The sequence below is a fragment of the Gordonia sp. VNK21 genome, from assembly GCF_046098115.1.
Lineage (GTDB): Bacteria > Actinomycetota > Actinomycetes > Mycobacteriales > Mycobacteriaceae > Gordonia.
On the sequence record NZ_JBJURU010000002.1, the window covers coordinates 241748 to 261018 of the forward strand.

Below are 19271 nucleotides of genomic sequence, written 5' to 3' on the forward strand. Positions count from 1 at the left end.
GCAGCGGCACCACCAGGCCCACCAGTGGCCGCACACCGTCGTCTAGCTAGGCGTCCGCTACCGCCGGCGGGCGTCAGAGCCGCGGAGGGCCGACGCCCGGAAGCGGCTGCAGCAGCGTGGCGCGGACGACGGCCGCCACCGGCGGCGCCGGCGGGACCAGAAGGACAAGACGTGGTGGTCGAAGCCCCACTAGCAGTAGGAGCCGCTGCCGTTCGAGAGCTGGGAGCTCTGGCTCTAGATAGTCGTCCCGTAGCCGATGAAGGCCTAGGGGCTCCGCCAGACCGAGAGCCACGACGTTGACGACGACCACCAGCGGCGGGACCGTGAGTGGGCCTAAGACCGGCCCGCCGTCGCAGGCCGCGAGTCGCTGGCGCCGACCGGCGGCCGGGCGGGCCTGTGGACCGGCGAGGCCACGCGGCACCGGCGGCAGCAGCAGACCCGGGACCGGACCGACCGCTGCGGCTAGCAGAGCGACGACGACGCGAGCGACGCCGGGCCGCCGGCTACCAGGGACCGGCCGATGGCCGACGACGAGCCGCTCCGCTGGCCCGTCAGGCCCCGGCCGAGCGAGACCATGAGCCACTGGTCGCGGCAGCGGCGGTACCGCTAGCGCGACTGCCACCCGTGGCACCGCCGCCACTGGGACCACGCGCAGGCGCCTCGCCACCCGCGCGAGCGGCGGCCTGACAGCTAGGACGGCGACCCGTAGTCGCGCCAGTGCGAGCCGAAGCCGATACACGACGAGCTGATAGATCTCGGTCTCGAGGGTCGAGAGCTTGCCGTCGCCGAGGATGACGATCACCCCGAAGCTGGTGGTGCAGAACAGGAAGACCAGGGCGGCCGCGGCGGCCACCGCCGGCAGCAGGCGCGGTGCGACGACGTCGGCGAAGGCCCGCAGCCGGGAGGCGCCGAGACTGCGGGCGGCCGCCATCGCCTGCGGATCGATCTGCTGCCACACGCCGGTGACCACCCGGACCACCACGGCGACGTTGAGGAAGACGTGGGCGAGCAGGACGGCGCCGAGCCCGGTGTCCACCGGCAGCGCGGCGAGCGGTCCGTTCAGCAGCGCCCGGAAGGCCACGCCGACGACCACCGTGGGCAGCACGAAGGGCAGGGTGACCAGCACTCGCAGGGCCAGCGCCCCGGGCAGCGCGACGGTGGCGGTGAGCCAGACGATGGGCGCCGCGACCACCACGGCCAGCGCCGCCGACGCTGCCGCCTGGCCGGCGGTGACGGCCAGCAGATGCCAGGCATCGGTGCGCTGCCAGGCGGTGACCGCCGACACGGCGTCGGCGTCGGTGACCGCCCGGTGCGCCAGCGCCGCCAGCGGCGCCAGGAAGAGCAGCGCGGTGAACAGCAGTGGGATCGCCGCTCCGAGTGCCGCGGCCGGACCGCCGCGCCCGGACCGGACCGGCTGCGTCGTCATCGGCGCACGACGGAGCGCCACTCCTTGAGCCACTCTTCACGGTGATCGTTGATGTAATCCGGCGCCATCTTGACCGTGTACCGGGGCGCGGGGGTCTGCTGCCAGCTGCGCGGCAGCGGGATGTCCTTCTGCACCGGGTAGACGTACATCGAGCTCGGCAGCGCCGTCTGCACCGGCGTGCTGAGCAGGAAGTCGACCAGTTTCTTCGCGCCCTCGGTGTTCGCCGCACCGCGCAGCACCCCGACGTACTCGATCTGCGCGAAGCAGCCGGAGAGGATGGCGCTGGTGCCCGGGGTGGCGGCCGGTGAACTGGCGTAGGAGACGACGATCGGCTTGGTTCCGTGCCCCTCACCGGCGGTGAACAGCTGGTTGTAGGCCACCGACCAGCCGGAGACGATCTGAGCCCCGTTGTCCACCAGGGCATTCCAGTAGTCGGGGGCCTTGTCCCCGTAGGTGCCGATGGTCGAGAGCAGAAAGCCCATGCCGGGCGAGCTGGTGGCCGGATCGAGCAGCACGATCCGGTCCTTGTAGGCGGCGTCGCGCAGGTCGTCGAGGCTCTCCGGGGCGGGGATCTGCTCCCGGTCGAACCAGGCGTCGTCGACGTTGACGCACACGTCGCCGTGGTCGACGGCGGTCAGTTCGTTGTGCGATCCCTCGGCGGCCCAGTCGTCGGCCCCGTTCGCGGCCAGGGGCGAGGCGTACGGTTCCAGGGCGCCGGCCTCGATGGGCCGGGCGGCGAAGGTGTTGTCGATGCCGAAGACGGCGTCGCCCTTGGGCTTGCCCGGGGTGAGGGAGACGAGAGCCGAGAGCTGTCCGGCGTCCCCGGACTTGACGATCTTGAGGGTGTAGCCGGTGTCCTTCTCGAACTGGTCGATCAGCGTCGACGGCAGCTCGAAGGAGTCGTGCGTCAGCAGCGTCACCTCCGACGAGCCGTCCGACGAGCCGCTGGTGCAGGCGGCCAGGGGAACGAGCAGCGCACAGGCGGCGGCGAGGCTGAGCAGGCGGCCGGGAAGCTTCATCACGCCCAGAAATCTACCTTGGCCGGTATTGCCCTGGATATGCCCACTGTTTTCACTCTGGTAACAATTACCCCAACTGACTCAGTAGTTTCATCACCTTCTGGTTACACTCGCCACAGTCGACTGTTCGCCTACCGATTGGAAGTCACCGTGCGCTCTGCACGCACTCGCCGCGCCGCGCTGGCCGCCGTCTCGATGACCGCCGCCCTCGCCCTCGTCGCGCCGAACGCCCAGGCCGAACCCGCCGCGCCCGCCGACAACTCCCAGCTGACCCTGGCCGACCTCGGGGTGCCCACCGACGGCTCGGCCCCGAAGGTCGATCCGAACGTCCTCGAATCGCTCGGCGCCTTCGCCCCGGCCCTGATCGGCTCGATCGCCACCCGCGACGAGGACGGGAAGGTGAACACCGACCTGCTGACCCAGGCCCGCCGGCTGGCCGACAATCCCGCGCTGCCCGCCCAGGTCCGCACCACCTGGGAGTCGCTGATCGACTTCCTCGGCGAGCCCGGGGCGACCGAGGCCGCCAAGGTCCACGCCGCCCAGGACGGCGCCACTCCGGCCGCCAAGAAGAAGGACGACGCCCCGGACATCCCGTCCGGGCCGAACAAGCCCCGGATCCAGCAGTTCCTCTACCCCACCATCGGCATCGGCTGCATGCCCGGCGGCAACTCGGTGGGCATGGCCCTGGCGACCGCCGGACCGCAGCAGGCGCCGGCCCCCGGCCCCAAGCGCGGCCAGGCCGGCTACGTCTACACCAGCCTCGGCACCGGCAAGGCACTGAAGAACAGCCAGCGCTCCCTGTGGGTGTCGTGGATCAACATCGACACCGGCCGCACCGGCCAGCAGCGATTGCTGCCGAACGCCAAGATCAACGCCGAGAAGGGGCCGGGCACCTTCACGGCGATCGTCAAGACCGGCCGCGGCCGCGTGGTCTCGACCATCTACGGCGACGTGACCACCAAGACCAAGGGCAAGCGCGTCAGCTGCACCATCGCCCCGACGATCGGTACCGCGATCATCTGATCACCCGCTGAACACCGAACCCCCGTCGCCGCTCCGGCGACGGGGGTTCGTCGTCGGCGCCGTGCAGGAGCACGATCTCATCACATCTCTCGACGACGACTTGAGACTTTTCGCAAAAACTGATCTTCTTTAACATGAGTAACATCAGCCTCATCCACCACAGGAGTTTCGGCACCTCGCCGGGTCCTGCGGCCGGATCGTCTCCAGGGAGTTCGCCGTGAGCACTTCTCGTCGCCGCGCCACCGTCCGCACCGGCCTGATCGGTGTGACCGCCGCACTCGCCGTCTCGGTCGCCGTCCCCGGGCTCAGCGGTATCGCCGCCGCCGACCCGGCCGCCGAGCTCAGCCAGACCCTCTCGGACCTGCCGATCACCGAGATCGACGCCCAGCTGGCCGACGCCGTCCGGCAGGCCAAGGCGATGGGCCTGGACCAGCAGGCCGCGCAGGCGCTCTCGGCGATCCTCTCCGCTCAGGGCCAGCCCGATCTGCAGTCGCTGCTGCAGGGCGGCGTCGATCAGCTCGGCGGCGCCGCACCGGAGGGCACCCCGCAGACCACGGCCCCCAATCCGACGGCGCCCGACGTCCCGCTCGAGCCCAGCCAGGCCGACTCCCCGCTGAACCTGGGCGCCTCCGGCGATGCGCTCGACACTCTGCAGAAGGCCACCGGCGCGCAGCTGCTCACCCCGGCGCTGGCCCCCTTCTGCGCCGAACCCACCGCCGACAATCCGCTGGGGCTGAGCACCGCGAACGTGATCGCCTTCCCGGGCCCGTTCCCCGAGGCGGCACCGGGTAAGAGCTTCCGCGACACCCTCACCGACCTGAACATCCCGCTGCTGTCGGATCTGCTCGACAAGAACTCCGACATCGCCGGCGTCACCGAGGTCCTGAGCGCCGAACAGACCGCGTATGCGCTGGTCCCGCCGGCCGGCACCGCCGACTCCGACTTCCAGGTCGCCTGGTTCAACACCAGCACCCTCAAGGGCGGGCTGGTGCCGCTGACCGCACTGAGCGAGAACACCGACAGCAAGGCCCTCCGGGCCCTGCTCGGCGGCGTGAAGAGCCCCCTGCGCCTGGCCCGGGTCACCACCGAGGACGGATCGGTGCTCAGCGCCGTCTTCGGCACCACCACCACGACCACCGGCCGCAGCTGCTTCTTCCTCCCCGCCCTGGGCATCGTCGACAACCCGGCCTGACCGGCACCGTCTGACCGGCTTCACCTGCCGCGCACCCTCTGACCGCATCACCCCGACCCCCGCCTGACCCGGCCCCACCCGGCCGTTCCCGAGAGAAGACACCGCTATGAACGCCCGGCACCCCCGCCTCCGCACCAGCATGATCGCCGCGACCGCCGTCGCGACACTGATCGCCGGAGCCGTGACCGGCACCCGCGCCTTCGCCGACCCGGAGCAGCCGTCGACCACCGCGACCGCACCGACCGGACAGACGCCGGGCGCCGTGTACGCCAACCAGCCGCTGCCCGACGGCCAGGTGCCCAGCGGGGCCGCCTCCGGCGACAAGTTCAGCTTCTGGACCAACGGCGCCGACGACGCGCTGCACCTGTCGGTGGCCACCCTGCTCACCCCGAAGGGCAAGGCGCCCGCCGGCGGCTGGCCGCTGGTGGTGCGGGCCCAGTCCCCCAACGGGGTGGCCGCCCGCTGCAGCGCGTCCACCGGCACCGACCGCACCGTCGACGATCTGCTCGCGAACGGCACCGCCGTGCTCCGGCCGGAGTACGGCGCGATCGGCGCCAGCGGGTCGCCGCAGTACACCGACTACCGGGTGACCGCCCGCAATCTGCTCGACGCGGTGCAGGCGGGCCGGGTGGTGGCCGAGAACATCTCATCGCGCTGGGCCGTCGCGGGCGACGGTCTGGGCAGCGGTGCGGCGATCGCGCTGGCCCGCCGGGGCGACGGCTGGGAGCCGGCCGGACTGGACTTCCGGGGCGCCGTCGCCACCGCCGTCCCGGTCGGCTTCGACCAGACCCTCGCCGGTCTGAGTCCGCGCTCGGCCTCCGTCCCCGACCAGGTGGTCGCCGACGTGGTGTATGCACTGGCCACCCTGCCCACCGACCAGGTGACGCCGATCCTCTCGTCCACCGGCTCCTCGCTGGTGACCAAGGCCGGCAGCCTCTGCTCGGGCGACCTGCTGCGCGCGGTGCGCGGGGTCTCGCTCGGCGAGCTGGTGACCAAACCGCTGCCGGCGTCGCTGGCCTCGTCGCTGCGCAAGTCGCTGGATCTGCCGACCCGCGGCTTCAGCCGGCCGCTGATGCTCAGCCAGACCCTGACCGACGACTCGGCCGTGGTGACCTCGGCGCTGCGCTACCTCACCGACGCCCAGCTGGCCTCGAACAAGGTGCAGATGAGGACCTACCTGACCGCCGACCCGGCCGACGGTCAGCGGCAGGAGCGCGGCGCCGTCGTCGACTTCACCGACAAGCTCCTGCGCTGACGGGCCGCTCCGCGGCGGCTGCGTTCAGCTCGACTGCGCCGAGCCGCGGCAGCTGGAGTACTGCGCGTTGACCATCGGCACGAAGACCATCGCCCCGATCTTCTGGTGCACGGTGAACCGGACCGGACCGGTGCCCGGATGCAGCACCGCCTGCCATTCGGCCCGTTCGGACCGGCTCGGCACGGTCACCTTCCCGGTCCGCCCGGTCCGTTGGTTGTGCCAGGTCACGGTGGTCCGGACGGTGTAGTCCTGCAGCCCGGGAAACAGCCCCGGGGTCCGCGAGTCGTTGGCGATCAGCTCGATCGCCGGCGCCCGCAGCCCGTCCGACGGGAAGCGGACCTTGTTGTAGACGTCCACAGTGATCGGCAGCCGCGGACCGCCCCACGGATCGGCGCTCGGACAGCGCAGAGTCTTCACATAGTGGCGGAGTCCGTCGCTCGGCCCGACCGGAAGGGCGCCGGCGGTCCCGGCGGCCGCCAGCGTTCCGGTCGCGACGGCGGCGACGGCGATCAGGCTTGTCAGACGGGCAGTGGTGCGCATGGTTGTCGAGTGTGCCACCCGGCCCGGCGCGGCGCGGGCGGTTCGCGCGGGTCAGGTGCGCGGCGTGCGGAACCGGACGATCAGCAGACCGGCGAGTACGGTCACCGCACCGGCCGATGACAGCGTCAGCGCCAGGGAGATGCCCTCCCCGGTGGAGTGGCCGTCGGCGCCGAGATGGGCGGCGAGCACCACCCCGGACAGGGCACTGCCGAACGAGCCGCCGACGGTGCGCAGCACCTGGTTGAAGCTGACCGCGCTGCCGAGCTCCTCGTCGGCCACGCTGCGGGCGATCAGCGCCGGGATCGCCGCATAGGTGGTGCCCACACCGGTACCCACCAGGAACATTCCCAGCAGAATCTCCCAGAGCTCGTCGTAGGCCACCTGCAGGATCAGCGAGGCCGCGGCCACCAGCGCGGCGCCCACCGGCAGCAGTGCGCTCATCTCGAAGCGCCGGGTGAGGCGATGCATCACCCGGTTGGCCAGGAAACTGCCCACGGAGAAGGGCAGCATGACGAAACCCGCCCAGAAGACGGCCAGCCCGATCCCGTAGCCGGTCTCGGTGGGCGCCTGGGCGATGATCGAGCCGATCGACAGCACGATGTACATCACCATGCCCAGCGTGACGGCGATGATGTTGGCGATCAGCGCGTCCGGCCGGCGCAGCACCCGCAGATTGATCAGCGGATGCGGCACCCGCAGTTCGATCAGCGACCAGATCGCCAGCGCCGCGGCGGCCGCGGTGAAGCCGCCGAGGGTCCGGCCGCTCCCCCAGCCCCAGGTGGCGCCTTCGCTCACCGACAGCAGCAACGCCGCCAGCCCCAGGGCCAGCACGGCCGCACCGGGAACGTCGAACGGGGTGCGCGGCGCCCGCTCGTCGGGACCGGCCGGCACGGCGACGAGCACCACGATCAGCGCGCTGACCACGAACAGCGCCGCGAACCAGAAGGCGAACTCGTAGTCCAGCGAGCCGGCGATGATGCCGGTCAGCGGATAGCCCACGCCCATGCCGGTGGCCACGGTCACCGACAGGCTCGCGATGCCCGGGGCCGCCCGGTCCGGCGGCAGATAGCGTTTGGCCAGGGCGATCGTCACCGGCACGATCCCGTAGGTCAGGCCCTGCAGGGCCCGGCCGATCAGGAAGACCGCGAAACTGGTGGCCAGCGCCGCGATCACCGATCCGGCCAGGATGACCAGCAGCGAGCACACCAGCAGCAGCTTCTTGTGCGGGCCGTCGCTGAGCCGGCCCATCACCGGTGTCGCGACCGCCCCGACCAGCAGGTTGACGGTGAGCATCCACTGCGCGGTGCTCACCGAGACGTGCAGTTCCTGCGAGATGGTGGGCACCAGGAGCATGCCCAGCGAGCTGACCACCGCCGTCGACAGGGCCGCATAGACCAGGCACGGCAGCAGCCGTGCAGGTGTGACGCCCGGCCGTCCGGCGACGCGGGATTCCGCGGCGGGATCGGGGTCGTCAGGCATCGCCGGAACTATACCGATCGCGTCGGCGCGCACCTGCGCGGGCCGTGCGCCGGGTTAGCATGACGGGCATGGTGACGCTGCAGATCGCCCAAGACCCGGACGCCGACCGGCTGCTCTCCGCGGATCCGTTCGCCCTGCTGACCGGGATGCTCCTCGATCAGCAGTTCCCGATGGAGCGGGCGTTCGCCGGCCCGGCCAAGATCCTCGAACGGTTCGGCACCCTCGATCCGGCGGCCGTCGCCGACGCCGATCCGGAGTCCTTCGCCGAACTCTGCGCCACGCCGCCGGCGATCCACCGGTACGGGCGGTCGATGGCCGGTCGCATCCAGGCCCTCGCCCGGGTGATCGTCGACGACTACGACGGCGACACCGCGGCGCTGTGGAACACCGCCGGCAGCGGGGACGAGCTGTTCCGCCGGCTGCACGCACTGCCCGGCTTCGGTGAGCAGAAGGCCAAGATCTTCACCGCGCTGCTGGCCAAGCAGCTCGGGGTGACGCCGGACGGCTGGGCGGCCGCGGCCGGCGACTACAGCCTCGACGGGTACCGTTCGGTGGCCGATGTGACCGGCCCGGACTCGCTGCAGAAGGTCCGCGAGTTCAAGAAGGCCGCCAAGGCTGCGGCCAAGAAGTGAGGACCCGGCGATGAGCACTCCTCCGATCGACCCGCGCGAGCTGATCAAACTGCCGGTCCGGCTGGGCTTCGCCACCACCGGCATCGTGCTCGGCACCGTCGAATCGGCGGTCGGCATCGCCCGGATGGCGGTCGGCGGGGTGGAGTCCGAGGTCAACACCGCGATCGGGATCTCCGGCCCCACCGAGGTGGCTTCGGTCCGCGCGCCGATGATGGTGCTGGCCCAGGTGGCCGACCTGCTCAGCCCGGACCGCCCGTTCGGCCGGATCCTGGCGACCGGCGGACCGCTGGACCGGCTGATCGCGCCGGGCGGGGTGATCGACCGGCTCACCGCACCGGACGGGCTGCTCGAGAAGCTCACCGCGGCCGGCGGGCTGCTCGACCAGATGACCGACGACCGGGGCGCGCTGATGCGCATCGCCGCCAAAGACGGGCCCATCGACCGGCTCACCCGGCCGGGCGGGGTCATCGACATGTTCACCCAGAGCGAGGGCATCCTCGACCGGATCACGCGGCCGGGCGGGGCGCTGGATCTGCTGACCGACGAGAACGGCATCCTGATGCGCCTGGCCGCCAAGGACGGCCCGCTCGACCGGCTCACCCGCGACGGCGGGGTGGTGGACCAGTTCACCGAGAGCGAGGGCATCCTCGAGCGGCTCACCTCGCAGGGCGGGATCGTCGACAAGCTCACCGCTCCGGACGGGGTGCTCGAGAAGCTCGCGCAGCCAGGCGGGGTGCTCGACCGGGCGGCCAGCGACGACGGCCTGCTCGACCAGCTGGTCGGCGAGGGCGGGGCCCTCGAGCAGCTGATCGCGCCGGACGGCCCGCTCGACCGCTTCGCCGAGCTGTCCGAGACGCTCGCCTCGCTGCCGCCGAATCTGGCGGCCATGCAGGAGACGGTCGATCACCTCAACGAGGTGGTCGAGCTGCTCAACGCCTCGGTGGCGCCGATCGGCGGTCTCGCCGAGCGGCTGCCCAAGCGGCTCACCCGCGGCGGCGCCGGGGCCCGCGGCGCGTCCACGTCAACGGCCACCGACAATTATCTGCCCTGATCCGGGCGATACGCCGGTGGCCGTCGACGACCCCTCAGGCCTGTAGGCCCAGCTCTGTTCGGCCTAGCTCGGTGCCTTGGCGATGCGGCGCAGCCGCAGGTTGGCGAACTCGCCCAGACCCCAGCGGCCGAGCTCGCGGCCGTAGCCGGAGGCCTTGACCCCGCCGAACGGCAGTCCCGGCAGCGAGGTGCCGTGCTCGTTGACCATCGCCATGCCCACGTCCAGCCGGTCGGCCAGCGCGGTGGCCCGCTCCACGTCCGAGCTCCAGACCGAGCCGGACAGTCCGTAGTCCACATCGTTGGCGAGCTCGATCGCCGCATCGTCGTCGGGCACCGAGTAGACCACCGCCACCGGGCCGAAGATCTCGTCCCGGTAGGCCGCCATCTCGGGTGTGACCCCGGTCAGCACCGCCGGGGCCATGAAGGCGCCCGGGCCGTCGAGCGGCTGTCCGCCCACATGCAGGGTGGCGCCCTGGGCGACCGCCTCCTGCACCTGCTCGATCACCCGGTCGCGGGCGGCCACAGACGACAACGGCCCCACCTCGGTGGCCGGGTCGGTCGGATCGCCGACGGTGATCGCCGAGACCGCTGCGACCAGCCCGGAGACGAAGTCGTCGTAGATGTCCTCGTGGACGATGAACCGCTTGGGCGAATTGCAGGCCTGACCGCAGTTCATCATCCGGCCGCCGGCCGCACCGGCGGCGTGTGCGGCCGGGTCGGGGCTGTCGAGCAGGATGAACGGGTCCGAGCCGCCGAGTTCGAGCACCGACTTCTTCAGGTGGGCGGCGGCGGTCTGCGCGACCGCCGCACCGGCCCGTCCGCTGCCGGTGAGCGAGACGCCCTGCACCCGGCGGTCGGCGATCATGTCGGCGATCTGCTCGTTGCTGGCGTAGATGTTGATGTACGCATCCGACGGCACTCCGGCGCCGTGCGCGATCTCCTCCATCAACTGGGAGGACTGCGCGCAGATCGGTGCGTGCTTGAGGATGATCGTGTTGCCCAGCAACAGATTCGGCGCCGCGAAGCGGGCCACCTGGTAGTAGGGGAAGTTCCACGGCATGATGCCCACCAGGGGTCCGACGGGGCTGCGGGTGACGATCGATTCGGCCGAGCCCTGCGGGTCGAGCACCTCGGTCTCGAGCAGCGCCGGACCGTTCTCGGCGTACCAGTCGTAGATGGCGGCGGTCAGCGCCAGCTCCCCCAGTCCCTGGGCCAGCGGCTTGCCCATCTCGGTGGCGATCACCGCGGCGAGCTCGTCGGCGCGCTCCCGGTAGGCGGCCGCGGTGTCACGGAGCATCCGGACCCGGCTCTCGATCGGCGTGGTGCGCCACTCCCGGTAGGCCGCGTCGGAGCGGGCGAGCACGTCCTGCACCTCGCTGTCGCTCATGGTGGGAAAGGTGCGCTCGACCGCGCCTGTCGTCGGGTTCTCGGTCACATAGCTCGTCATGGCCGCGACCTTACGCGCCGAGAGCTTCCCACAGCAGAGAATTCAGCCGGTCGGCTCCGGCCGTCCGGATCGGATCGCAGGTGATCGCGAGCGTCACCGCATCGCCGATGCCGTGAACCCCGAGGGTGAGGGCGTGGGCGGCCGAGACGGCCGGGAAGCCGGCGGTGAAAAGCACCTCACCACCGCACAGGGTCAGGTCGGCCGGGCCCCGGTCGACCGACGAGACGACGGCGGCCCCGGTCACGGTCGCCGGCGGGGGCGCCGCGGCGCCGAGCCGGATGCCCAGCGCCGCCAGCGGTGCCGGTGTCCACGCGGCGGCGCGACGGGCCTGCACGGCCGACGGCAGCCCGTCCCGGCGGCGGGCGGCGGCCACCTCCCCGGCGATCGCCGCCGCCCGCTCGGCGCGGTCGCCGATCTCCGCATGCAGCGGTATCCCCGCGGTGTGGAAGTTGTTGCGGGCGCGGCGATCCGGTGACCGGCCGACGGCCAGCTCCACCGCCCCGGCCGGCCCGCCGACGTACTCGGGCAGTACCTCGGCCAGGACCGCCAGCGCACCGGCGGTCACCGGTACTCCCCCGCGGCGCAGCACCGCGGCCTCGACGGTGACCGTGCTCAGCTCGCGACGCCCGCTGTCGGGTCCGGCGGCCGGCGAGCCCGCGAGAGCCGGCGGCGGCTCGGCCTGCTCACGCCGTTCGCGGCGCCAGGCGGCTGCGCCCAGCGCCAGAGCGGCGGCCAGCCGGCCGCCCGCGGACAGCAGTCCGGTGACCGGGGCCACCGGTCCGGGTGCGCAGGTCGCCACTCCGGCCGGTGCCGGGGCGGCGCCGCCCAGCAGCGCGCGGGCCAGGTCGGCGGCCCGTCGGCCGTCGGCGAGGGCGTGGCTGACCTGCAGCACCACCACCCGCATCTGCGCAGCGGCGGCCGGGCCGGTGAGCCCCGGATCAGTGAGCCCCGGGGCGGCGGGCACCGGATCGAACAGGTGCAGCCGCCAGCAGGACCGGGTGGCATCGAGCCGGTCGGACATCAGTGCGGCCAGTTCGGCGAGCACCTCGGCGTAGCTGCGTGCGGTGCGGTGCCGGCGGAAGCGGCCGGCGTCGACCGGTGCCGGCATCCAGCGCGGATAGTTCAGCTCGGCGAGCACAGGCGCCACCCGCAGCCCCAGGTCCGGAATCGTCGCGGCCCGGGCGGCGAGCCCGGCCACAGGATCGTCCTGATCGTCCACGACCGCAAAGCAATACAGCAGGAACTGGTCGTTCCCGTGCAGCCGGGACTGCCAGAACATCGCCGCATCGGCGGGTGCCAGCGCGGTCATCGCACTTCCCGGCCGGGCAGTCGGACAGCTCGCATGACGCTCAGGGTAGCGTCAGCCCGGACACGGACAGGAGACCCCGATGACTGAGCAGACCGGAGCGGAGATCGATCCGCGCACCCCCGTTCTCGTCGGTGCCGGGCAGGCCGTCGAACGACTCGGCGACCCCGCCTACGCCGCCCTCGGAGAGGCCGACCTGGCCGCGCAGGCGGTGACCGCCGCGCTGGCCGACACCGGGCTGGCGGCCGCCGACGTCGCCCCGATGATCGATGTGGTGGCCGCGGTCCGCTCGTTCGAGAAGTCCAGTCCGGCCGCCCGATCGCCGCTGGGCCGGCCCGACAACATGCCCCGAGCGGTGGCGGCCCGCACCGGCATGGATCCGCGCCGGGCGATCGAGGAGGTCACCGGTGGGCAGAGTCCGCAGCATCTGGTGACCGAGTTCGCCGGGGCGATCGCGGCCGGCGAGACCGACGCGGTGGTGCTGTGCGGCGCCGAGGTGATGTCGACGGTGCGCGCCGCGCTGGCCGGCGACGGCGAGAAACCCGACTACTCCGAGCAGATCGACGGACAGCTGGAGGACCGCGGCTTCGGGATCGCCGGACTGACCTCCCTGGACGAGGTGCGTCACGGCCTCATTCCGCCGGTCACCCAGTACGCGGTGATCGAGAACGCCCGCCGGCATCGGCTCGGCGAGGATCCGGCCCGGTATGCGCGGGCGATGGGCGAGCTCTTCGCACCGTTCAGCCGGGTCGCGGCCGCCAATCCGTTCTCGGCGGCGCCCACCGCGTACACCGCCGACGAGCTGATCACGGTGACCGAGCAGAACCGCATCGTGGCGGCGCCCTATCCGCGCCGGCTGGTGGCCCGCGACCAGGTGAATCAGGCCGCCGCCGTGGTCCTGATGTCGGCGGGCGCGGCCACCGCCGCCGGCATCGACCGCAGTCGCTGGGTCTTCCTGCACGGCCATGCCGATGCCCGGGAGCAGCCGCTGATGACCCGGCCCGACCTGTCGTGCGGACCGGCCGCGGCCGCCGCGGTGCGCCAGGCCCTGGACATGGCCGGCCTGCGGCTCGACCAGATCTCGGTGCTCGATCTCTACAGCTGCTTCCCGGTCGCGGTATTCAACCTGACCGACGCGCTGGGACTGTCCCCTGACGATCCGCGCGGGCTCACCGTGACCGGCGGGCTGCCGTTCTTCGGCGGTCCCGGCAACAACTATTCGATGCATGCGATCGCCGAGACGGTCCACCGGCTGCGCGATGCCCCGGGCGCGTTCGGGCTGGTGGCGGCGAACGGCGGTGTGCTCAGCAAGCATTCGGTGGGCATCTACTCCACCACCGCCGCCCCGTGGCGCGACTCGTGGTCGGCGGCTCTGCAGGCCCGGCTCGACGCGCGCCCGTCGGTGCCGGTCTGCCACTATCCGGACGGCCCGGCCACTCTCGAATCGTTCACGGTGATCAACCCGGCACGCGACGACCGTTCGGCCGTCGTGATCGGCCGGCTCACCGCCGACGGTTCGCGGTTCATCGCCACCGTCGATGCCGGCGACACCGCCATGTTCGACCTGCTGACCGGCGACGACGACCCGATCGGCACCGGGATCTTCGCGCGATCGTCGACGAGCCACAACACGGCGACCCTGGACGAGGCCACCATGGCCGAACGGCATCCGCTGCCGCGCACCGGTTTCCGGGACGGCTACGAGGATCTGCTGGTGACCCGCAACGGCCGGGTGCTGGAGATCGTCATCAACCGGCCGCAGGCCCGCAATGCGATGCGCCCGCAGACCAACGCCGAACTCGACGAGGTCTTCGACGCCTACTTCGCCGACCCCGAACTGTGGGTGGCGATCCTCACCGGCGCGGGTGACAAGGCCTTCTCGGCCGGCAACGACCTGGCCGCGGGTATGGGGTCGATTGCGGTGCCGGCCAACGGTTTCGCCGGACTCACCTCCCGCCGGGACCTGCCCAAGCCGGTGATCGCCGCCGTCAACGGCTTCGCGCTGGGCGGCGGCCTGGAGGCGGCGCTGGCCTGTCACCTGGTGGTGGCCGACGAGGACGCGAGCTTCGGACTGCCCGAGGTGAAGGTGGGGCTGGCGGCTGCGGCCGGCGGCCTGGTGCGGCTGCCGCGGGCGATCCCGGCGGCGCTGGCCCGGGACATGATCCTCACCGGCCGCCGGATCGATGCCACCGCGGCGCTGCAGGCAGGCCTGATCTCCCGGATCGCACCGTCGGGCACGGTTCTGGAGCTGGCCCGCGAGGTGGCCCAGGAGATTCTGGCGGCCGCACCCACGTCGGTGCGCGCGTCGATCACCGCCATGGCCCGCGCCGACGCCGAACCGGACACCGTCGCCGCCGTACGGGCGGGGCTGTCGGTGCTCGACACGGTGCTGGTGTCCGCGGACACTCGGGAGGGCATGACCGCGTTCCTGGAGAAGCGTCCGCCGCACTGGACCGGTAACTGATCGCGCGGCGGAGCCGCCCGGACCGGGTCAGCCGGCGAGTTTGAGTCCGACCACCCCGGCGACCACCGCACCGATACACAGCAGCCGCACCATCGAGACGGGTTCGGCCCCGCTGACCATCGCGTAGACGACGGTGAGGACGGCGCCGATGCTCACCCACACGGCGTAGGACGTGCTGGTCGGCAGATCCCGCATGGCATAGGCGAGCCCGGCCATGCTGGCGATCAGGGCCAGGATGAAGACGATCGACGGACCGAGCCGGGACAGCCCCTCGGATCGTCCGAGCGCCGTCGCCCAGACCGCTTCGAGAGCGCCGGAGATGATGAGTACGACCCACGACATGATGGACCTCCAGCCACCGTCTTGTCGCGGTCCGGGTACGGCGGGCTCGTCCGGGTGCCGTAGTGCGGCACTGCGGGTCAGTTTATCCGGTGGTGCCGGTCAGCGCGCGGCGAGGGCCTCGGGGATCGGTGTGGAGCCGTCGTTGAACCGGATGGTGCGGCCGATGGTGGTGTCGTCGGCCAGCACCGCGGCGATCACCTGTGCCACGTTGCCGCGGGAGACCTTCCCCGAGGTCTCGGCGGTGGTGTCGATCTGCCCGGAGGGGTCGTCGTCGGTGAGCGTGGACGGGCCGAGAATCGTCCAGTCCAGATCGCTCGCCCGCAGATGCTCGTCGGCGGCCGCCTTGGCTTCGGCGTACGCGAAGAACGAATTGTCCGGTGCCACACCGTGGTTCACCGAGGCTCCGAAGTAGGAGACCATCACATAGCGCCGGACGCCGGCCTTCGCGGCCGCGTCCATGGTGGCGACGGCCGCGTCGTGGTCCACCGCCCGGGTGCGCGCCGGATTGCCGCCGCCGGCACCGGCCGACCAGACCACGGCGTCGTGGCCCGCGATCAGGGCGGCCAGCTCGTCCACCGTCAGGTGTTCGAGGTCGGCGATGAGCGGGTTGCCGCCGGCCGCGCTCACGTCGACCGCGTGGTCGGCATTGCGGATCGCTGCGGTGACCGAGTCGCCGCGCTGCGCGAGCAGGGCCTCCGCCTTCAGCGCGATCTTTCCGTGTCCTCCGAAAACAATGATGCGTGCCATGGCATCCACCCTACGGATCGTCGCGGACCGGTGGTACCGGCCGCCGAAGTCGGTTGCGGCGACGGGATAGGGGGCGCCGGGCGGGAAGGTGCTGCCGGGCGGGAGTCCCGCCCGGCGGGGGTCAGAAGGGTTTGCCGACGCCCGGGCAGTTCTGCTCGGTGTACTCGTTGACGCGCTGGGCGGGACCGGCCACCTTCATCGAGCCCATCAGACTCGAGGTGAGCCCGGCGAGCGGATTGCCGGCGTTCTCGGCAGCGGAGTCGTAGGACTTCGAATACCACTCGTCAAGTGCTTCGACGTCGGTCTTGATGTCGTCCGGGGCCACCGCGGCCGCTTCCTTCCACATCTGACTCAGGTCGCCGAGGGCGGAGAGGGCGGTGACCGATCCGGTCAGGAGGTTCTCGTCGTTGAGCGCCGCATTCATCGACTGCTCGTAGCGGTCTTTGTGCTTCTCCATGACGGCGCAGTACTTGGCGACGGACCGCTCGCTGCCGCCGCCCGAGTCGCAGGCCGTCAGACCCGCCAGCAGCAGCGGCACCGCAGCGAGAAGTGCGGCGCCGCCGGCACGGCGGCCGGGGACCCGACGGGACAGTGGTCGAGGTGCGGCAGTCATGCTCTGGGACGCTAACAGCGCGATCGGCCGCCGACAGTCGCCCGACCGGACGAAATCGGGCAGGTCACCCGATTCCGTCCGGTCGGCTCGACGGCCCCGTCGGGCCCTCACCCGGTTCGCCCGCTACTCAGTTCAGCTTGTACACCGTGGAGTTCCCGACCGTGACGGCCGTGAAGTTCTCGCTCACCCAGGCGGCGATCTCACTGGAGCCGCCCGGGCCGCCCCGGCCGCCGCCGTTGCCGCTGGTGACGTAGTAGCCGATCTTGCCCTCCTTCACCCACTGCTGGAACTGCTTCAGGGTGGGCGACGGGTCGCCGGACCAGCCTCCGATGGCCATGATCGGCTTGCCGGCCTCGAGTTGCAGTCCGGACGCCGACTGCGCACCGTTCACGGCGGCCGCCCAGGTGGTGTCGGTCTTCTTGAGCAGCGCGATCACCTCGTCGTCGACCATTCCGCCGGGACCGCCCATACCGCCGCCGCCCATGCCGCCGGGCATGCCGGAACCGGTCTGTCCGTCGCTCTGGTTGCCGTCGCTCTGGTTGCCGTCGCTCTGGTTGCCGTCGGGGCGGGCGCCGTCGGTCTGGTTGCCGTCGGGGCGGGCGCCACCGGGCCCACCGCCGCCGGGTCCGCCGCCGCCGGGTCCGCCCATGCCCGTACCGGAGCCGGTGATCACCGCGGTGGGGATGGAACCGGTGTGCGTGGTGCCAGCCGTGGCGATCCCGAAGGAGCTGACGGCGATTCCGCCGGCGACCACCAGGGTGGTGGCCAGCGACACCGCGCGCCGGCCGGTGCTGCCGTGGAGCAGGACCAGACCGATCAGGCCGATCACCGTCGCCGCACCGAGCACCCAGCCGAGCACCGGCCAGGCGTAGTCGGTGCGCGCCGCCCGGATCATGCCCCAGCCGGTGGCCGAGATCAGCAGCAGCGCAAGGAAAGCGGTGCCGGTCCAGGTGCGACGGTTGCGCCATCCGGTGATCGCGCCGATACCCACCACGGCGGCGATCGCCGGTGCCAGTGCGACCGTGTAGTACGGGTGCACGATTCCGCCCATGAAGGAGAAGACGATTCCGGTCACCACCAGCCAGGTGCCGAAAACGGTCAGCGCGACGGCGACATCGCGGTCGACGTGGCCGGCGTCGTCGGCCAGCGGGGTGCGCCGCCACTGCCGGAAGGCCTTCACGAAGCCGACGGCCATCGCGGCGACCAGCACCAGCAGTGCGGCTGGCAGCAGCCAGGAGATCTCGTTGCCGAACTCGTTGCTGAACAGCCGCGCCAGACTCGGGTCGCCGCCGAAGGAACCGCCGGTGGAGCCGGAGCCGCCGGGTCCGCCGCCCATGCCGCCGCCGGAGCCGCCGGTGATGCGGGACAGACCGTTGTAGCCCAGGACCAGGTCCATGAAGGTGTTGTCGGTGGAGCCGCCGATGTAGGGACGGGAGTCCTTGGGCCACAGGTCGACCAGTGCCGCGTACCAGCCGGCGGAGACGATCAGGGCGACGGCGGCGATCAGCAGGTCACGGATCCGCTTGAGCCAGCCGGTCTGGGCGAACAGCAGGTAGGCCAGCGCGAAGCCGGGCAGCACCAGCAGGCCCTGGAGCATCTTGGTGAGGAAGGCGAAGCCGAGCGCCACGCCGACCAGGGCGAGCCACTTCCAGGACGCTGCCTGGCAGGCCCGCACGGTGGCGTAGGCGGCCGCGGTCATCAGCAGCACCAGCAGGGCGTCGGGATTGTTGAAGCGGAAGATGAGCACGGCCGCCGGGGTCAGGGCCAGCACGGCGCCGGCCAGCAGCCCGCCGGCGGTCGCCGTGCGATCGCTGCCCGCAGAGAGCAGGACCCGCCGCACGGTGGCGTAGATCAATGCCACCGACAGCACGCCCATGATCGCCTGCGGCATCAGCACCGACCAGGAGGAGAGTCCGAAGATCCGCACGGACAGGCCGGTCACCCACAGGGCGGCCGGCGGCTTGTCGACGGTGATCGAGTTGGCCCAGTCCAGGGAGCCGAAGAGCCACGCCTTCCAGCTCTCCCCGCCGGCCTGGGCGGCCGCCGCATAGAACTCGTTGCCCCAGCCGTTACGGGAGAGGTTCCAGGTGTAGAGCAGAGCGGTGGCGGCCAGCAATGCCAGCAGCGCGCCGTGCCTCGGGGCTATACGGCGGTGCAGCGGCGTGCGCACGGCCTCGTCGGTCTCAGTCATGTCCTCTACGGTGAGCGGTCGGGCTGGCAGTACCACGCCCGGTGGCTGGGAGGTTGCTGTGAACATCCTCCCGGTGCTCCCGGCTGCGGCGCCGGGCGGTCAGAGCCCGCGCCCGGTATGAGTACTCTGCGCAGTATGCAGGCGGGGTCGCGGGTGCGGTGGTTGTGGTGGCTGCTTGCCTACACCGCACTCGCGATCGGCATGATCGGGATCGTGCTGCCGGTGCTGCCGACGGTACCGTTCATTCTGCTGGCGGCGTTCGCGGCGGCCCGCGGCTCGGAGCGCCTGCACCGGCGGCTGCTCGATGATCCTCGTACCGGCCCGATGATCGAGGACTGGAACCGCAACCGGTCCATAGCCCGGCGGGCCAAGGTGATCGCCACCGTCACCATGGTCGTCAGCGCGGTCGTCGTCGTTCTGGTCGCTCCGGCACTGTGGATTCCGCTGGTCGTCATCGCGATCATGCTCACGGTGGGCACCTGGATCTGGCTGCGCCCCGAGTCCTGATCGGCCTCCCCCGCCGGCGCGCTGGACGGCGGTCCGGC

The 19271-nt window shown here is 71.8% G+C and carries 17 protein-coding genes and 1 riboswitch; of the genes, 7 read left to right on the forward strand and 10 right to left on the reverse strand.

Features of this window, described 5'->3' with window-relative positions:
• Positions 1–73 precede the first annotated feature (73 nt).
• Both ACJMNC_RS04150 and ACJMNC_RS04155 read right to left on the reverse strand, forming a co-directional pair.
• A complete protein-coding gene (locus ACJMNC_RS04150; protein ID WP_408946681.1) occupies positions 74–1426 on the reverse strand; it encodes an ABC transporter permease subunit in 1353 nt (450 codons plus the stop codon).
• Positions 1423–2445, reverse strand: coding sequence for a thiamine ABC transporter substrate binding subunit (locus ACJMNC_RS04155; RefSeq protein WP_408946768.1), 1023 nt, complete (start codon positions 2443–2445; stop codon positions 1423–1425). Before ACJMNC_RS04155 ends, ACJMNC_RS04150 begins: the two co-directional genes overlap by 4 nt.
• Before the next feature lie 150 nt (positions 2446–2595).
• Here ACJMNC_RS04155 and ACJMNC_RS04160 point away from each other — a divergent pair, with 150 nt between their 5' ends.
• The 3 genes from ACJMNC_RS04160 to ACJMNC_RS04170 all read left to right on the forward strand — a co-directional run bounded on the left by ACJMNC_RS04160 (position 2596) and on the right by ACJMNC_RS04170 (position 5915).
• A complete protein-coding gene (locus tag ACJMNC_RS04160) occupies positions 2596–3468 on the forward strand; it encodes a hypothetical protein (protein WP_408946682.1) in 873 nt (290 codons plus the stop codon).
• 217 nt (positions 3469–3685) lie between these two features.
• Positions 3686–4660: a hypothetical protein gene (locus ACJMNC_RS04165; protein WP_408946683.1), complete on the forward strand. Its 975-nt coding sequence runs from the start codon at positions 3686–3688 to the stop codon at positions 4658–4660.
• A 106-nt stretch (positions 4661–4766) separates the two neighbouring features.
• Positions 4767–5915: an alpha/beta hydrolase gene (locus ACJMNC_RS04170; protein WP_408946684.1), complete on the forward strand. Its 1149-nt coding sequence runs from the start codon at positions 4767–4769 to the stop codon at positions 5913–5915.
• Positions 5916–5939: 24 nt separating this feature from the next.
• Here the strand turns inward: ACJMNC_RS04170 and ACJMNC_RS04175 are convergent, their stop codons facing one another.
• Together ACJMNC_RS04175 and ACJMNC_RS04180 are read right to left on the reverse strand one after the other, a co-directional pair.
• Complete coding sequence (locus ACJMNC_RS04175) at positions 5940–6455, reverse strand: hypothetical protein (protein ID WP_408946685.1); 516 nt, start codon at positions 6453–6455, stop codon at positions 5940–5942.
• A 51-nt stretch (positions 6456–6506) separates the two neighbouring features.
• Entirely contained in the window at positions 6507–7934 is a 1428-nt protein-coding gene (locus ACJMNC_RS04180; protein ID WP_408946686.1) for an MFS transporter, read from the reverse strand.
• A 68-nt stretch (positions 7935–8002) separates the two neighbouring features.
• On the opposite strand from ACJMNC_RS04180, the gene ACJMNC_RS04185 reads away from it, so the two are divergent.
• Together ACJMNC_RS04185 and ACJMNC_RS04190 are read left to right on the forward strand one after the other, a co-directional pair.
• Positions 8003–8566 carry an HhH-GPD-type base excision DNA repair protein gene (locus ACJMNC_RS04185; RefSeq protein ID WP_408946687.1) on the forward strand — a complete coding sequence of 188 codons (564 nt, stop codon included), beginning with the start codon at positions 8003–8005 and terminating at the stop codon, positions 8564–8566.
• 10 nt (positions 8567–8576) lie between these two features.
• Positions 8577–9617: a hypothetical protein gene (locus ACJMNC_RS04190; protein WP_408946688.1), complete on the forward strand. Its 1041-nt coding sequence runs from the start codon at positions 8577–8579 to the stop codon at positions 9615–9617.
• Positions 9618–9680: 63 nt separating this feature from the next.
• Here ACJMNC_RS04190 and ACJMNC_RS04195 read toward each other — a convergent pair whose 3' ends face one another.
• Both ACJMNC_RS04195 and ACJMNC_RS04200 read right to left on the reverse strand, forming a co-directional pair.
• Positions 9681–11063, reverse strand: coding sequence for an NAD-dependent succinate-semialdehyde dehydrogenase (locus ACJMNC_RS04195; RefSeq protein ID WP_408946689.1), 1383 nt, complete (start codon positions 11061–11063; stop codon positions 9681–9683).
• 10 nt (positions 11064–11073) lie between these two features.
• Complete coding sequence (locus ACJMNC_RS04200; protein ID WP_408946690.1) at positions 11074–12372, reverse strand: hypothetical protein; 1299 nt, start codon at positions 12370–12372, stop codon at positions 11074–11076.
• Positions 12373–12451: 79 nt separating this feature from the next.
• On the opposite strand from ACJMNC_RS04200, the gene ACJMNC_RS04205 reads away from it, so the two are divergent.
• On the forward strand, positions 12452–14833 hold the full coding sequence (locus ACJMNC_RS04205) for an acetyl-CoA acetyltransferase (RefSeq protein WP_408946691.1): 2382 nt from the start codon (positions 12452–12454) through the stop codon (positions 14831–14833).
• A 27-nt stretch (positions 14834–14860) separates the two neighbouring features.
• Here the strand turns inward: ACJMNC_RS04205 and ACJMNC_RS04210 are convergent, their stop codons facing one another.
• From ACJMNC_RS04210 to ACJMNC_RS04225, 4 genes are all read right to left on the reverse strand, one after another.
• Positions 14861–15175, reverse strand: coding sequence for a DMT family transporter (locus ACJMNC_RS04210; protein WP_408946692.1), 315 nt, complete (start codon positions 15173–15175; stop codon positions 14861–14863).
• A 10-nt stretch (positions 15176–15185) separates the two neighbouring features.
• A riboswitch (guanidine-III (ykkC-III) riboswitch) is annotated at positions 15186–15249 on the reverse strand.
• Positions 15250–15274: 25 nt separating this feature from the next.
• Complete coding sequence (locus ACJMNC_RS04215; protein ID WP_408946693.1) at positions 15275–15922, reverse strand: NAD(P)H-binding protein; 648 nt, start codon at positions 15920–15922, stop codon at positions 15275–15277.
• A gap of 121 nt (positions 15923–16043) precedes the next feature.
• Positions 16044–16535 (reverse strand): hypothetical protein, encoded by a 492-nt coding sequence (locus ACJMNC_RS04220; protein ID WP_408946694.1) that lies wholly within the window; start codon positions 16533–16535, stop codon positions 16044–16046.
• A gap of 127 nt (positions 16536–16662) precedes the next feature.
• The gene (locus ACJMNC_RS04225) at positions 16663–18726 is read right to left on the reverse strand and encodes an ArnT family glycosyltransferase (RefSeq protein ID WP_408946695.1); all 2064 of its coding nucleotides are present in this window, start codon (positions 18724–18726) and stop codon (positions 16663–16665) included.
• Between the two features lie 135 nt (positions 18727–18861).
• Between ACJMNC_RS04225 and ACJMNC_RS04230 the strand changes: the two genes are divergently transcribed.
• Positions 18862–19233 carry a YbaN family protein gene (locus tag ACJMNC_RS04230; protein WP_408946696.1) on the forward strand — a complete coding sequence of 124 codons (372 nt, stop codon included), beginning with the start codon at positions 18862–18864 and terminating at the stop codon, positions 19231–19233.
• Positions 19234–19271: the final 38 nt, after the last annotated feature.

Excerpts from the sequence above, each read along its gene's own strand:
- ACJMNC_RS04150 (WP_408946681.1), bottom strand. The coding sequence starts at position 1,426 with ATGACGACGCAGCCGGTCCGGTCCGGGCGCGGCGGTCCGGCCGCGGCA.
- ACJMNC_RS04155 (WP_408946768.1), bottom strand. The coding sequence starts at position 2,445 with ATGAAGCTTCCCGGCCGCCTGCTCAGCCTCGCCGCCGCCTGTGCGCTG.
- ACJMNC_RS04170 (WP_408946684.1), top strand. The coding sequence starts at position 4,767 with ATGAACGCCCGGCACCCCCGCCTCCGCACCAGCATGATCGCCGCGACC.
- ACJMNC_RS04175 (WP_408946685.1), bottom strand. The coding sequence starts at position 6,455 with ATGCGCACCACTGCCCGTCTGACAAGCCTGATCGCCGTCGCCGCCGTC.
- ACJMNC_RS04180 (WP_408946686.1), bottom strand. The coding sequence starts at position 7,934 with ATGCCTGACGACCCCGATCCCGCCGCGGAATCCCGCGTCGCCGGACGG.
- ACJMNC_RS04185 (WP_408946687.1), top strand. The coding sequence starts at position 8,003 with ATGGTGACGCTGCAGATCGCCCAAGACCCGGACGCCGACCGGCTGCTC.
- ACJMNC_RS04190 (WP_408946688.1), top strand. The coding sequence starts at position 8,577 with ATGAGCACTCCTCCGATCGACCCGCGCGAGCTGATCAAACTGCCGGTC.
- ACJMNC_RS04195 (WP_408946689.1), bottom strand. The coding sequence starts at position 11,063 with ATGACGAGCTATGTGACCGAGAACCCGACGACAGGCGCGGTCGAGCGC.
- ACJMNC_RS04200 (WP_408946690.1), bottom strand. The coding sequence starts at position 12,372 with ATGACCGCGCTGGCACCCGCCGATGCGGCGATGTTCTGGCAGTCCCGG.
- ACJMNC_RS04205 (WP_408946691.1), top strand. The coding sequence starts at position 12,452 with ATGACTGAGCAGACCGGAGCGGAGATCGATCCGCGCACCCCCGTTCTC.
- ACJMNC_RS04210 (WP_408946692.1), bottom strand. The coding sequence starts at position 15,175 with ATGTCGTGGGTCGTACTCATCATCTCCGGCGCTCTCGAAGCGGTCTGG.
- ACJMNC_RS04215 (WP_408946693.1), bottom strand. The coding sequence starts at position 15,922 with ATGGCACGCATCATTGTTTTCGGAGGACACGGAAAGATCGCGCTGAAG.
- ACJMNC_RS04220 (WP_408946694.1), bottom strand. The coding sequence starts at position 16,535 with ATGACTGCCGCACCTCGACCACTGTCCCGTCGGGTCCCCGGCCGCCGT.
- ACJMNC_RS04225 (WP_408946695.1), bottom strand. The coding sequence starts at position 18,726 with ATGACTGAGACCGACGAGGCCGTGCGCACGCCGCTGCACCGCCGTATA.
- ACJMNC_RS04230 (WP_408946696.1), top strand. The coding sequence starts at position 18,862 with ATGCAGGCGGGGTCGCGGGTGCGGTGGTTGTGGTGGCTGCTTGCCTAC.